The following is a 14,034-nucleotide window of genomic DNA, read 5'->3' on the forward strand; positions in this document are numbered from 1 at the left end:
CTCCTTTTAAAGCTTTACAGCCATGTTTTACTGCTACATAGCAAGCTTATTATATACGAACACTTTCTTTTTTCGCAAAAAACTGTGGGACATATGCTTTATGGGCCTCTAGCATTTCATCTAGAATTAGCTTTGCAACTCGATCACTTGGTACAAGTGGATTAATAGTCATAGCAAGTAAGGCTTTTTCATAATCCCCAGAAATAGCAGCTTCAATAGCCACTCTTTCAAACGATTTAATTTGCGCTACTAGCCCCTGTACTGCTACTGGAAGTTCGCCAACAGCAATTGGCTTCGGTCCGTCTTTCGTAATGATACAACTTATTTCCACTGCAGATTCATATGGAAGTCCTGTTATAGCTCCATGATTTACTGTATTGACTGCCTGAATATCACATTTATCCATATACATGGAGCGGATCAAACGTACAGCAGCATCACTATAGTAAGCGCCTCCACGTTTTTCTAACTGAGGAGGTTTTATGGCCAATTCTGGGTCCTTATATAATTCAAATAATCCCTCTTCTAATTTTTGCACAACTTCAGCTCGAGTTTCCCCTTTTTCGGCTTCCTTTAGTTCCTGTGCAAGCACATCGCCTGTTTTATAATAGTAATTGTGGTAAGGGCAAGGAAATAAATTTAATCCTCTTAAAAATTCAGGCTCCCATCCCATAGCATGAATATTTTGCATTGTAATTGCTTTATCAGGATCTGTTATTAATTCAATGACCTCACGCTTCACACTTTTGCCATCCACATAAACGTCAAGCCCATAAACCATATGATTCAATCCAGCGAAATCTATTCTTACTCTTGCAGGATCAACACTCAATAAATCTGCAACACCACGTTCCATTCCAATCGGCACATTACATAGACCAACTACTTTTGAAATGTTGCTGTAGCGAAGTACTGCTTCTGTTACCATCCCAGCAGGATTAGTAAAATTGATTAACCATGCATTGGGGCACAATGCTTCCATTTCTTTTGCTATTTCCAAAATAACGGGAATCGTACGAAAAGCTTTAAATAGTCCACCAGGTCCATTTGTCTCTTGGCCAATAACGCCATGCTTCAATGGAATTTTTTCATCAAGTGCTCTTGCAGCGAGCTGTCCTACACGTAATTGTGTTGTCACAAAATCAGCGTCCACCAGTGCCTTTTTCCGATCTAATGTTAGAAAAATATCGATGGGAACTCCCGCCTTCGCTACCATTCTACGCGCTAACTCCCCGACTATTTCTAACTTTTCTTTCCCTTCTTCAATATCAACAAGCCATATTTCCTTTACAGGCAGTTCTTCATGATACTTAATGAAACCCTCAATTAGTTCAGGCGTGTAGCTTGAGCCACCACCTATTGTTACTATTTTTAAGCTCTGACTCATTCTGCCATCCCCTCTCTTGGTGTCCCTTGCAAAAATTCTTCACGCAATTCAATGATTTCAAGAGCAAGTTCCTTTAATGTTATTGCTGTCATTAAGTGATCTTGTGCATGAATAAGAATAACTGGAATTGTAAATTTGTCCCCGCCCGCCTCAAGATGGAGTAATTTTGTCTGAATTTTATGAGCCTCTGATAGTTCTGTATCCGACTCTGTTATCTTCTTTTTGGCAGCATGAAAATCCTTTTTTTTCGCGTCTTGGATTGCTTCCATCGCAAAGCTTCTCGCATTTCCACTATGTAAAATCAGCTGAAAGGAGAGCTGGTATAATTCTTCCGTATTCACCTTATTTTCCTACTTTCTTTTAGACACTTACAGAATCGGAATCTTTTGTAAGCTCTGTTTTATTTTTCGAATCAATTTTGACTTGAGCATAAACAAACGGTAGATAGATAACTGTTGATATGATTAAGTTTAAGGCTGCTAAGCCAGCTCCTAAAAAACTTCCTCCTGTTGCTAAGTAACCGCCGACTATCGGTGGTGTTACCCAAGGAATTTTAGCGGTTATCGGTGGAACGATGCCGTAATAGACTGCAAGATAAGAAATAATCGTTGTAATAACAGGTCCAATTACAAACGGAATAAACCAAATTGGATTTAAAACAATTGGCAAACCAAAAAGGATAGGTTCATTGATTTGGAAAATACCTGGCGCTCCGCCAAGACCAATCATTTGTTTATATCGTTTCCTTCCTGCAATAATCATCGCGATAATTAGCCCTAAGGTTGCCCCTGACCCTCCCAAATACACAAAAGCATCTAGAAATGATCCAGCAAGAATATGATATTCTCCCAATGCCTGAACTCCAGCTTGAGCTAAATCAATATTTTCAGCTCCTGTTTTTTCAAATAACGGTGTCGTAATTCCACCTAATACATTGGGTCCATGTAGACCAACCATCCAGAACAAGTGCACCAATAAAACTATTAATATTGCAAATGGAAGAGAGTCAACAGCACTTGTTAATGGAGACACAATAACCGTATTTAACCAATCATTTAAAACCTTTCCATCTGTTATCATTCTAAAAACTACGCCAAATAGCCCTACTAGAAAAATAGTCCCCATACCTGGCACTAATTTTGCAAACGACTTAGCAACAGCAGGAGGCACTCCATCGGGCATTTTTATTACTAACGCTTTGATTTTCGCTAATCGCAGGAATATTTCTGTAGCTACCAATGCTACGATAATGGCTGTAAAAAGGGCTGTTGCATTAAAATAGTTAACGGATACTAATCCCCAGACTCCACCTGCAACCGTTTCAGACGCCGCTTCATCTATAGGTAAGGTCACATTTGCTGTTTGGGGCAATAATAAGAAAAAACACGCTGCGGAAATAAGCATTGCTTCAAAACCTTCATCACCATATGATCTAGCTAATTTATAGGAAATTCCAAATACCGCAAAAACGGAAAGAAATGCAAAGGTTCCAAACCAAATATCTCCTCCCAAAGTTGACCAGTTAGGACCAAATATTGACTCCATCATTCTTCCATATGGGGGAATAATCTGGCCTAGATTATTAAATAAGACAGCAAATGATCCTACAATGGTAATAGCAATCATTCCAATTAGTGTATCCCTAATCGCAAGTAGATGCCTTTGATTACCTAACTTTAATGCAAAAGGCATGATAAATTTTTCAATAAATCCCATCATCTCTTATTCCCCCTTAATTAATGTAGTGGCTTGTGCCAGCACTTTTTCACCATTACATAGTCCGTAGTCCTGTGGATTAATGGTTGCGACCGGGATCCCCTGTTGATCGCCTGCTTTTTTCACTTGAGGCAAAAGAAAACGTACTTGTGGACCTAATAAAACGACGTCAGCGTTCTCTATCTCATTGTTCACTTCTGATGCTGCTATCGCCCAAATTTTGCAATCTATTCCTTGATTTTTTGCACTTTGTTCCATTTTTGAAACTAGTAAACTTGTAGACATTCCAGCCGAACAACATAATAGAATATTCACTAATTCATCCCCTTTAAAAAGATAGATTATTCTGATTTTTAATCATAAAACAAGAGTCACACCTTCTTACATCTTTCATACGATTCTTTTCAAGCCACCCTTCCCTAAGAGAGATTAAGAAATACTTTTACCTTACATCTATATTGTAATAACAAATTTCAAATATTTCAATATATTTCAAATTTGTTATTACAAGTTTTATTAATTGTTTGCGTATTAAGAAAAGAAAAGATATTCTATTCATAGGGACATTATGGAGGGAAACGATTGTGGAAGAAATAAACAAAGAAGCTGCATTACACTCAATTGTAAAAGAGTCTATTATCAACATGATTAAAAGTGGCGAATATCAACCAAATACTAAGTTGCCAACCGAGGCTGAATTTTGTGAGACATTTGGAGTGAGTAGGACAACTATCCGTACAGCACTCCAACAGTTAACAATTGAAGGATATGTCTATAGAGTACAAGGGAAAGGTACCTTTGTGGCTGAAAATAAAGTAAAACAATCTTTAACTAGTACAGTAGAACAGTTTTCCGAACAAATTACGATGCAAGGGAAAGACCCATCCATTAAGGTATTACAACTTAAAGTCATTGAAGCCACAGACTTTCTTGCAAAACAGTTTAAACAAAATATAGGTGATCCCGTCAATTGCCTAGAACGTATGCGTTATGTAAATGATACTCCTCTTCAGTATGAGATATCCTATCTACCCTGGTACAAGGTGCCCGGACTAGACAGCGCAGCCTGTGAAAAATCTTTATATAAGATGCTTGAAACAAAATACGACATAAAGATTAGAAAAACAGTAGAGCACTTAGAATTGATTTTAGCGGATGATACGATTTCTAAAAAGCTTGAGATTCCTACTGGTTCTCCGTGCTTTTTACTAGAAACATTTGCTTATGCAGAAGATGAAACTGCCATAGAATACTCAAAGACTATTTTCCGTGGAGATAGAGCACATTTTGTCATCGAGCGGAATTACTAGTCAGGGACAACAAGTGAATATTTGTTATTACAAATATTCACTTGAGATATTAAATTGTTATTATGAAGAAGTAAGGAGGGTTTTGATTTGTGTGGAGATTTGGTTGTTGATCGTTTTATTATCTTTTTCCTTTAGAGGGGAGGCATCCTCTTTTTGAACACCTTTTTGCTACGCTATCCTACTAAAAAGCCTTCATGCTTCTAATAAACAACCATCTTTATCCACAGAAAATCCCCAATACTGGCTTTCAATCCTTCATCATAGCTATTTTTCCACAACAAATCCCCATCCCACCAAATCTCCTGCCTTATTTGTCACTTATTTTCCCGAAAACACTTCTAATCCACTCTATTATCCACAATTCATCCACAGAAAAACTCTACTTATCCACAAAAAGAACCAATCATCCAAAGCCAATTTACGCTAAGTCTAATCGGTTCTCTCTTTATTCTCCTAATTTTGATTTAACAGTTGAAATGACTTTATTTTTACCAATCTACTTACTAAAATTAACCCGATTATCGATCCTGCAAAACTACTGACAGCGAAGGATGGCATATAAAATAGGGCGCCTGTTTTTGTGCCTAATAGGATAGAGGCATATGGTACTGCCACTAATGAAGCGATAATGCCTGTTCCGACAAATTCCCCTAAAGCTGCAAAGATTGGTTTAGATGTTTTATGAAATAGATAGCCTGCTAGAAGTGCGCCAATCATACTCCCTGGAAATGCTAATAAAGATCCCGTTCCCAATAAGTTTCTTAACAGTGAAGTAGCAAAGGCAATAATCACTGCTGGGATCGGTCCAAGAATTACTCCAGCTATTACGTTTAATGCATGTTGGACTGGATATGCTTTGGCAATACCTGCCGGAAACCATAACATAGTTGATCCATATGTCCCAATCGCCGTAAACATGGCCATTATAACCAATAATTTAATTCTTTTCATCGTATTTTTCCTCCACTCAAACAAATTTAAGCAAGAGACTAAGCGAACCTTATCTCAACTGACTAGTAGACAGGAAAGAATGTCAGAGGGCTATTCATACACTGACCTTTAACAAATACAAAAAAGCCAGATCTAAACAGACCCGACTGATAAAGTCAAAAAGAAATAGAGTGAATCCACTACTTCCCTACGCTGGTATGATCCAGATCAGGTCTTTAGGGTTAAAAAACGAACTGTTTTTCTCTCAGCCATCTACTGGCACCCCTAGTAGTCCATATATGCTTATGCCCTCATTTTACCCTATTTTCGTTACGGCGAAAAGAACTATTTTCTCTATAAAAATACTTCCATCAGTGGGATTTTTCCTCCTCCCCACTAGTGGTTAGCTGCACTTATGGAATCTGTTTTAGCACCTGTTTCCTTTATTCCTTTGACAGTTTCTCTACAAATTGCATGTCAATTAATTCATCGTATTTATACCCTTCTGTATATACACCTGTTTTTTCCACAACATCCATTGGCTTTGCTACTGCTTCTTCTGAAATAAAGCCATCTTTACTCCATAATTCATCCGCATAGGCTCTATCTAAAGATGCTTGTAAGCTTTCCTCTAAAGTGGAAGGAAACTCTGCCTTTAACACTTTCATCGAAAGTTCTGGGTCTTCCTCTACTTTCTTTAATCCCTTTAATACTGCTCTTACAAAGCTTTCCACCACTTCTGGTTCTTTCTCAATGGTGGATTTCTTTACACTAACAACGGAATAAGGATAATCTCCTAAACTTGCGAAACTGTAAAACGGCTCTTTCCAAGCACCTTTTTTAATTCCTTCCGTGATTTGCGGTTCTCCTCCATTTGCAATATCTGCATTTCCAGATTCAACAAGGGAAACAACAGCACTTGCATCAGCTGGTTCTTCTAATTTAACGTCTTTTTCTGGGTCTAGCCCTAAGTCCATTAACAACCATCTAGTTAAAAGATTAGGACTTCCACCATAACGACCAGCAGCAATTGTTTTTCCTTTTAGATAATTTGCTAGTTCTTCTTTGTTTGTACTATCAATCGTAACCTCTGAATTTCCCATCAAGTAAACATTAGCGCGGTTTACAACATTTACTACTGACTGAATAGGATCAGAACTACCTAGATTGGCCATTTGCACTGAATCCGGTCCACCCATGACTCCCCATGCATCGCCACTGACAACAGACGTAACATGTGCTCCCCCTGTTGCCGTAATAACCTCTACCTCCAGTCCCTCTTCTTCAAAATACCCTTCCTCGATCGCGACATATAATGGAAGGTATCCAATTAAGTGAACTGGTTCAGAAATGACAAGCTTTCGTAAACCATCCTTCGTTTCCTTTGTACCCTTATTTGAAGCACATCCAGCAAGGACTAAGACGATACTAAGACAAGCAAGTAGAAAAAGCCTGCACTTTTTCAAAGTAATGCCCCCTTTTTCACATATAAATAGAATGGAAAGTTTGTTAGTAGGTAGGAAAATGAAGATTAACCAGAAGTGTAATGTGGATAATGGAAATAAATATTCTATTTCATATATATGGAACCTTTTTTCTCTTTATGTTCTATTCAAGGGGGAAAATATTTAATCGATATTTCTTCCTCTCAAAAGTATCCTTTCTAGCCATACAGTAGCAAAATACATCACAATGGATAGGATGGATAACACAGCTACTCCCACCCAGACAAGATTAATATTCATAATTTGCCCTGCATATAGGATCATTCTACCAATTCCCTGTCTTGAGCTAATAAATTCACCAACAATAGTACCTGCTAAAGCTAAAGCTATGTTTATTTTTAGGCTGCTCACAATCCAAGGCATTGTCGTTGGGACAACAACTTTTGTGAAAACATGCCATCTCTTTGCTCCAAGTGAATACATTAATTTTTCTAAGTCCTTATCAACTGCCTTCACTCCACTATATGCAGCAAGAGCTGTCGTAATAATGGTCATCATAAAAGCAAGAACTACTTTGGAGCTAAAGCCTATGCCAAATAAAATAACAAGTACAGGTGCTAGGGCTAGTTTTGGTACTGCATTAAATGCAATTAGATAAGGCTCTGAAATACGAGAATAATAGTAGGACCACCAGAAGGAAAGCCCCAACAAGGCTCCAAAGAAAGTTCCTAAACTAAAACCAAAAATAGTTGCCCCTGATGTGTATAATAAATCACTCCATAAAGAACCTTCCGTCCAAGCTATATAACCTGTCTTCCATATGGTAGAAGGACTGCTCCAATAATAGGAGTCAATAATTTTCCATTTGGAAAGCAGCTCCCAGGCAAGAAGAAAAATAACCCCAAAGCTCCATTGTCCGATGCGAGTAAAATTCTTTCTTTTCTTAGCAATTGCTTCTTCATCCTCTATATAAAGAACTGTAGTATTTTCCTTTGATTCCATTTCTCCATTCCTCCCTCCTCATTCTGTTTCTTCATTTGATTTTAGTGCTTGTAGTACATATTCTTTTAATTGAATAAATTCAGAGTCTAGTAGTGTTTGTTCGTTTCTAGGTCTTGGTAAATGAATCGATACCTTTTCTTTAATCGTGCCTGGTCTAGGTGTGAGAATATATATTTCATCTGACAAAAAAATGGCTTCGTCTATATCATGAGTAATAAACAGAATCGTTTTCTTAAAATCTCCCCATATTTGTAAGAGCCATTCCTGCATAAGCAATCGCGTTTGTGCATCGAGAGCACCAAAAGGCTCATCAAGCAAAATAACATCTTGATCATAAAGCAATGTTCGCAGTAAGGCAGCTCGTTGCCTCATTCCACCAGAAAGCTCGTCGGGAAAATGTTTTTCAAATCCTTCTAGTCCATATCTTTCTAGTAAAGGTAGTGCTCTTTGAATTGCTTCCTTTTTTGGAACACCCTTTACTTCTAATCCCAAAATCACATTATGGAGAATATTTCGCCACGGGAGGAGCAAATCTTTTTGAAGCATATAGCCAACATGCCCACTTTTTCCAACGATATCTTTTCCGTCTAACAAGACATTGCCTGTAGATGGTTTTATTAATCCCGCAATAATATTGAATAAGGTAGATTTTCCACATCCACTTGGACCAATAATGCTGATAAATTTCCCTTCCGGAATCTGCAAATTTGTATCCTTTAATGCGAAAAACTCCTTTCCATTTTTCCGGAAAACTTTACTGCTGTTCTTAACCTCTAATTTATACAATTGCAGCCCTCCATTCTGAAATGTTCATTGTTTTCGATTATTTTTATAAAAAAATTTCTAAGCTTTCAATGAACGTCCCACACTTCTAAACTCGCTTCTTGCTATACTATATGTAAAAATAGGCGAATCGGATAATTATTATAAAAAAAAGAGTTAATCTCTAAAAAGGTTTTTTCTTATTTAATACAGATACATAATGAGAGGATCTTTGCTTGAGGGTTTATTGAGGAAAAGCACCACTGAAGACCATATCTTACTGCATAGCAAAAAAGTGTCTTTTAATAAGACACCCTTACTAGTCACAGCATTTTATATTCCACTAATTCGTAGGAACGCCCAAATACAGATAATGGACAAAAAGAAAAGGAATGCGGATAAACCAAAAAACAAATATATCGAATTACTTCGTGATATTTCATCTGCTCTGTTCTTCCTATTTGAACTTTGTTTTCTAAAAGAGATTAAGCCCCAGATAATTAGTACACATACAAGAATATTTCCCATTAACAATTCTGCAGCTGCCAATATAATAAATGACCAAAGAACAAAAGGTGAATGCTTAACGAACGATCTCATTCCCAATCCGATAGCCAAGCTAACAAATGGTTGAATCATCGCAATAACAAATAATATTGTTATAAATGGATTTTGTTCTATATATTGTAAAAATGGCACGTTAGTCTGTATAGCCGCTAGATAAATATAGGCAAGAAATAAAACGGGTATCGCGTAGCAAATATATTTTGCAGTATTTAGAATAGCTGCCTTCCTTATCGGAAATACACTCTTTTGATTATTTATTCCTTTATCCGCAAATTTTACAAACATGTAAGCACCTCGCTATTTTTTTCTTTTGTGCTCCTTATATTCGAGATATTGACTTGCTAGTACTTCTCCAACGATAAAAAAAGAAGCTAATGATGTATAATTAATCCCACTGTTAGTCGGTACAGAAGTAGTAGTAGCATAGAGATTATGAGGAGTCATTCGTGCCAAATTATTATTTTTCATATTCGTAATCGAGATAAAAGGAATTCCTTTCGCAACAAGTTTTTGAATCTTCGGTATTAATGTTGATGTATCCCCGGATAAAGAAATAATAATCATTAAATCGGTTGGACGGAGATCAGGTAAAATAACTTCAAATTTTGTCTCATCATGGATAATGGTTAAATAGCGATGTTGGACGATAAATGCACGTTGTAGCTCATGTGCCGCATTTAATTGGGCAGAACCTGTTCCATATACAAAAATTCTGTCCGATTTATCGATTACTTCACATATCTCATCAAAATTTTTATCCTGCAAATGTTTTAATGTTGCTTCTAGATCATGTGTTAAGGTTCCGATATAACTTTGACTGATTTCTTCCTCTTCGTCTTCCCACTTTAGAAACACACGAAATTCACTATATCCGCTAAAACCCATCTTTTGAGCCAATCGTAGAATCGAAGAGCGTGATACATTACGTAATAAGTGCTTCCATACAGGCTCGTGCGTGAGCTTTTTTGGCTAATGCAATGGGAATTCCTATTGCAAATAACAATGGCATTTGTCTTAATACAGCCCAAGCACCTTCACCGATAATAAACCAACATTGGTACCAAAGACTTTCGGGATCTGCTAGGGAACCCATTATTAATGGATTTTTAAAAAGAATTGTTAACCCAATTACTACACCAGCAAACGGAAAAAGCAGAACCGGTACATATAATGCGCCACCAAAACGCTGAACTTTTTGCATCATTACTTAAAACCTCCTAATTATTTTATTTAAATTTTCAGATCATAAATTTGCTAACGCTTTCATGTGTTAATATTAGCTTATTCTTACCTCTTTGAATATACGAATAATGTAAATTGCACCTAATCACTACTTTTGTGTTTTTTCACATCATATAAGAATTTTCCCACAACCCACTTTATTATTAAATGATAAATAGATAAATTTAGACTGGAGTCCTGTGCATGTTACAAAAAATGAATGCTTTTCTTGGGAAGTGGATGCCGCTTTTAACCCCTATTAGTGTAGTAATTGGTGTATTACTATCGGGCGTGCTGCATCATGCCGCTTTCTTAGTACCATGGATTTTTGCTGTCATGACTTTTATAGGTAGCTTGACATCTAACTTAAAATCAGTGAAATATACGATTACTCACCCACTTTCTTTACTCTTAACACTAGCTATTCTTCATCTCATCACTCCTTTATGGGCTTTTATGATCGGGCATCTATTTTTTCAAAATGATCCTTATACAATTACAGGTCTTACTTTAGCCGTTGTTATTCCTACTGGGATTACGAGTGTTATTTGGGTTAGCCTATATAAAGGAAACATCGCGCTCACACTCGCGATTATATTGCTCGATACATTGCTTTCTCCATTCCTAGTTCCATTGAGTATGAGTTTGCTTGTTGGAGAAGCTGTACAATTAGAGGTGTGGGGGATGATGAAAGGTCTCCTTGGAATGATTGTTCTACCTTCGATTGCTGGTATGCTTGTGAATCAGTTTGCATTGGAAAAAGCCAAAGCATGGAACCAGACACTTTCGCCTTTTTCCAAAATTGGATTAGCGCTTGTTGTTAGTATTAACAGTTCCGTTGTTGCTCCTTACTTACGAAATATTGATAAAAAATTTCTTCAAGTAGCTCTTACTGTTTTTATCATTGCATTATCTGGTTACTTTTTTGCATGGATATTAGGGGTAATAACGAAGCGTAGCAAGGAGGAAATCATTGCGATGATTTATTCGGGGGGTATGAGAAACATTAGTGCTGGAGCCGTACTTGCTGTAGGCTTCTTTCCTCCAGCAGTAGCTGTTCCCGTTGTGATCGGGATGCTATTTCAACAAATCTTAGCGGCTTTATATGGCTATTTCATTAAACTAGTGTATGAAAAACCATTAGTTAGAAATGAAAAAATAAAGGAAGGGAAAATTTCATGAAATAGTTCCAAAAAATAAGGAGCTGGGACATAAGCCTTTTCAACCAAATAACCCCGAACGATTATACGTACATGCTAAGAAAAGTTTGTATAATTGTTTGGGGTTTATTCATTTTAAGAAAGAAGGTTTGTGGTGATCACCCGCAGCCTGCATACACTTCGCTTTCCATGGGCCGAGCGCCAAGCCTCCCATAGGAGTCTACGTGTATTCAGGCTGCTTTGTATTTCCTACTCATTATATTTCTTTTAAAAAAAGGATGGAACGAATTGGCTTCGCTACTAAATGAGAAATTGTTCGTCTTTATCTATTTATATTTTGTTTTGTCCCAGTCTCTTACTTTCCTTTATGATGTCTTATTTAAAATCATTCCACACATTTCAACCATTTCACTTGCCATAATCTTTAATGTTTCGGTTGTTAGCATTTGATCTTCTGCATGCATAAGAATCAGGGAAAAAGGCAATTGCTCTCCAGATGCTTCTCTTTGTATAAGAGAGGCATGGACTTTATGGATTTGATTATAGCTAGTTTCACCTTCTGTTATCTTTTGACGAGCTTCTTCTATTTCTCCCGCTCTTGCTATACGGATTGCTTCTACATAATTACTGCGCGCTTCTCCTGCATACGTAATAATTTGAAAAGCTGCTGTTTGCATTTCTTCTAAAGTATTCATTCCGCCACCTCTACTGACCCATTAATTTTTTGCTAATGATAACGCGTGGTCTAATATTTTCTCTCCATTTGCTGTACCGTATAGCTTTGTATCAATAACATCAACTGGAATCCCGTATGGTTTCGCCGCATTTTCAGCAGCTTGTTTCATAAAGCGTACTTGTGGTCCTAAAAGGATCGCCATTACACCCTCACTGGAAGTTGCTAATTCATAGGCAATTGCCCCTTCTGGAATAGCATAAACATCTATTTCTTCTCCTCTTGCCTTAATAGCTGTCTTCATTTTTGATACCACAATCGAAGTAGACATCCCCGCTGCACAAGCTAATATAATTCTTTTCATGATTGATTCCCCCTGTTATTTAATAAAATCATCATTTTTAACTGTTATTTCTCTCGTTTCAATGATTTGCTTATACCAATAAGCTGACTTTTTCATTTCTCGATTGCGGTTTTCCTCTAAGTTAATCTCTACAAGCCCATATCTGTTTTTGAAGGCATTCATGGGGGACACATTATCCGTGAAAGCCCAAAGCATATAACCTTTACAGTTTACTCCTTGTTCGATTGCTTTTAATAACCATTTAAGATGTTCACTAATAAATTCTATCCGATAATCATCTTGGATTACTCCACGGTCATTCTTGTATTTAAATTCATTTTCCACACCCATTCCATTTTCTGCAACAAACCATTCTATATTGCCGTAATCTTCCTTCAAACGGATAGCCATATCAAACATAATTTGCGGATAAATTTCCCAGCCCCGGAATGGGTTCATTTTTTTCCCCGGCATATCAAACATTTCGTAATAATAGGATGGATGAAAAGGAGTATTTTCGTTCCATGCCGTTGTTCTTGCTTTGACCCGATGTGGATAATATAAATTAATGCCTACATAGTCAACCGTATTGTTTTTTATGGCAACCAAATCTTCCTCTGTATGTTCAAATAGAATATCGTGTTTTTTCAATAGTGTCATTAACTCTTCCGGGTATGTTCCTTTAATTGATGGATCTAGAAACACACGATTAAAAAATAGGTCATAGATGCGGGCCGCATCTTGATCATGAGTAGCAGAAGACCTTGCATACGTAACTTCTGGATTCAAAATCACGCCGATTTTTGCGCCATGATCACGTAGCTGTTTTTGTTTAAATAATTCCACTACTTTAGCAGTAGCGAGGGCCTTATGGTAATTCCATTGCATCCATTTTCTTGTATTTTGCTCAAACGGATAACGAATGGCATCTAAATAAACACGAGTTTGTACAACAATAGGCTCATTGAAAGTAAACCAGTGCTTTACTTTATTTCCATATCTATCCAATACTTTTTCTGCATATTTAACGAATAAATCAACAATATGTCTGTCATTCCATCCACCATATTTTTCAAAAAGAATAGCTGGCAATTCATAATGCTCTAAACAAATCATCGGTTCTACGCCTTTTTCTATTAGCTCATCAATGACATTGTCGATGTAAGCTGCATATTCCTCATCTACCACTGCATTTTCATAATCAAGCAGAAAACGAGACCAATTGATGGATGTCCGAAAATGCGTTAACCCAATTTCGTTCATTATATTAATATCTTCTTTGTATCGATTATAAAAGTCTGTGGCGATGCCTGGTCCATAGCCATTATGCCAAACATTTTTATTGTTTTTATACCAAAGATCCATATAGGAATCCTGTGAGTCTTTTTTTCCTGTCCATCCTTCTGTCTGCCATGCGGATGCTGCAGCTCCTAATATAAAATCTTCTGGAATAGCTTGTTTTATTTGTTCCATTATTACTCCTCCTTACTCTTTTGAAGCGCCTTGCAAATGCCTGTT

The 14,034-nt window shown here is 37.0% G+C and carries 15 protein-coding genes, 2 pseudogenes and 1 riboswitch; of the genes and pseudogenes, 2 read left to right on the forward strand and 15 right to left on the reverse strand.

Going from position 1 to position 14,034, the window contains the following annotated elements:
• Positions 1–49: 49 nt before the first annotated feature.
• The 4 genes from HHU08_RS23020 to HHU08_RS23035 are packed head-to-tail and all read right to left on the reverse strand — an operon-like array spanning position 50 to position 3,418.
• Entirely contained in the window at positions 50–1,387 is a 1,338-nt protein-coding gene (locus HHU08_RS23020; RefSeq protein WP_169189415.1) for a 6-phospho-beta-glucosidase, read from the reverse strand.
• Complete coding sequence (locus tag HHU08_RS23025; protein ID WP_169189416.1) at positions 1,384–1,728, reverse strand: PTS lactose/cellobiose transporter subunit IIA; 345 nt, start codon at positions 1,726–1,728, stop codon at positions 1,384–1,386. Before HHU08_RS23025 ends, HHU08_RS23020 begins: the two co-directional genes overlap by 4 nt.
• Positions 1,729–1,747: 19 nt before the next feature.
• A complete protein-coding gene (locus HHU08_RS23030) occupies positions 1,748–3,106 on the reverse strand; it encodes a PTS sugar transporter subunit IIC (RefSeq protein ID WP_016202584.1) in 1,359 nt (452 codons plus the stop codon).
• 3 nt (positions 3,107–3,109) lie between these two features.
• On the reverse strand, positions 3,110–3,418 hold the full coding sequence (locus tag HHU08_RS23035) for a PTS sugar transporter subunit IIB (protein WP_101729913.1): 309 nt from the start codon (positions 3,416–3,418) through the stop codon (positions 3,110–3,112).
• A 269-nt stretch (positions 3,419–3,687) separates the two neighbouring features.
• Here HHU08_RS23035 and HHU08_RS23040 point away from each other — a divergent pair, with 269 nt between their 5' ends.
• A complete protein-coding gene (locus tag HHU08_RS23040; RefSeq protein ID WP_016202586.1) occupies positions 3,688–4,413 on the forward strand; it encodes a GntR family transcriptional regulator in 726 nt (241 codons plus the stop codon).
• 453 nt (positions 4,414–4,866) lie between these two features.
• Here HHU08_RS23040 and thiW read toward each other — a convergent pair whose 3' ends face one another.
• From thiW to HHU08_RS23075, 8 genes and pseudogenes are all read right to left on the reverse strand, one after another.
• Complete coding sequence (thiW, locus tag HHU08_RS23045) at positions 4,867–5,364, reverse strand: energy coupling factor transporter S component ThiW (RefSeq protein ID WP_169189417.1); 498 nt, start codon at positions 5,362–5,364, stop codon at positions 4,867–4,869.
• A gap of 167 nt (positions 5,365–5,531) precedes the next feature.
• Positions 5,532–5,640: riboswitch (TPP riboswitch) on the reverse strand.
• Positions 5,641–5,786: 146 nt separating this feature from the next.
• Positions 5,787–6,809, reverse strand: a complete 1,023-nt coding sequence (locus tag HHU08_RS23050) for an ABC transporter substrate-binding protein (protein WP_169189418.1) — start codon at positions 6,807–6,809, stop codon at positions 5,787–5,789.
• A 162-nt stretch (positions 6,810–6,971) separates the two neighbouring features.
• Entirely contained in the window at positions 6,972–7,790 is an 819-nt protein-coding gene (locus HHU08_RS23055; RefSeq protein ID WP_169189419.1) for an ABC transporter permease, read from the reverse strand.
• 18 nt (positions 7,791–7,808) lie between these two features.
• Complete coding sequence (locus HHU08_RS23060; RefSeq protein WP_016202590.1) at positions 7,809–8,576, reverse strand: ABC transporter ATP-binding protein; 768 nt, start codon at positions 8,574–8,576, stop codon at positions 7,809–7,811.
• Between the two features lie 309 nt (positions 8,577–8,885).
• Entirely contained in the window at positions 8,886–9,404 is a 519-nt protein-coding gene (locus tag HHU08_RS23065) for a hypothetical protein (protein ID WP_169189420.1), read from the reverse strand.
• A gap of 12 nt (positions 9,405–9,416) precedes the next feature.
• Positions 9,417–9,974, reverse strand: a complete 558-nt coding sequence (locus HHU08_RS23070; protein WP_328823060.1) for a MurR/RpiR family transcriptional regulator — start codon at positions 9,972–9,974, stop codon at positions 9,417–9,419.
• Positions 9,963–10,031, reverse strand: a pseudogene (locus HHU08_RS25610) (hypothetical protein); the annotation flags it as partial. The gene HHU08_RS23070 and the pseudogene HHU08_RS25610, both read right to left, overlap by 12 nt.
• 19 nt (positions 10,032–10,050) lie before the next feature.
• Positions 10,051–10,323: pseudogene (locus HHU08_RS23075) on the reverse strand (PTS alpha-glucoside transporter subunit IIBC); the annotation flags it as partial.
• A 221-nt stretch (positions 10,324–10,544) separates the two neighbouring features.
• Here HHU08_RS23075 and HHU08_RS23080 point away from each other — a divergent pair.
• Positions 10,545–11,522, forward strand: coding sequence for a bile acid:sodium symporter family protein (locus HHU08_RS23080; protein ID WP_169189422.1), 978 nt, complete (start codon positions 10,545–10,547; stop codon positions 11,520–11,522).
• 343 nt (positions 11,523–11,865) lie between these two features.
• Here HHU08_RS23080 and HHU08_RS23085 read toward each other — a convergent pair whose 3' ends face one another.
• The 3 genes from HHU08_RS23085 to HHU08_RS23095 are packed head-to-tail and all read right to left on the reverse strand — an operon-like array spanning position 11,866 to position 13,989.
• Positions 11,866–12,195, reverse strand: coding sequence for a PTS lactose/cellobiose transporter subunit IIA (locus HHU08_RS23085; RefSeq protein ID WP_016202596.1), 330 nt, complete (start codon positions 12,193–12,195; stop codon positions 11,866–11,868).
• A gap of 21 nt (positions 12,196–12,216) precedes the next feature.
• The gene (locus HHU08_RS23090; RefSeq protein ID WP_169189423.1) at positions 12,217–12,537 is read right to left on the reverse strand and encodes a PTS sugar transporter subunit IIB; all 321 of its coding nucleotides are present in this window, start codon (positions 12,535–12,537) and stop codon (positions 12,217–12,219) included.
• 15 nt (positions 12,538–12,552) lie between these two features.
• Positions 12,553–13,989 carry a glycoside hydrolase family 1 protein gene (locus tag HHU08_RS23095; RefSeq protein ID WP_169189424.1) on the reverse strand — a complete coding sequence of 479 codons (1,437 nt, stop codon included), beginning with the start codon at positions 13,987–13,989 and terminating at the stop codon, positions 12,553–12,555.
• Positions 13,990–14,034 lie beyond the last annotated feature (45 nt).

This window comes from Niallia alba (assembly GCF_012933555.1).
In the GTDB taxonomy this organism is placed as follows: Bacteria; Bacillota; Bacilli; order Bacillales; family Cytobacillaceae; genus Niallia; species Niallia alba.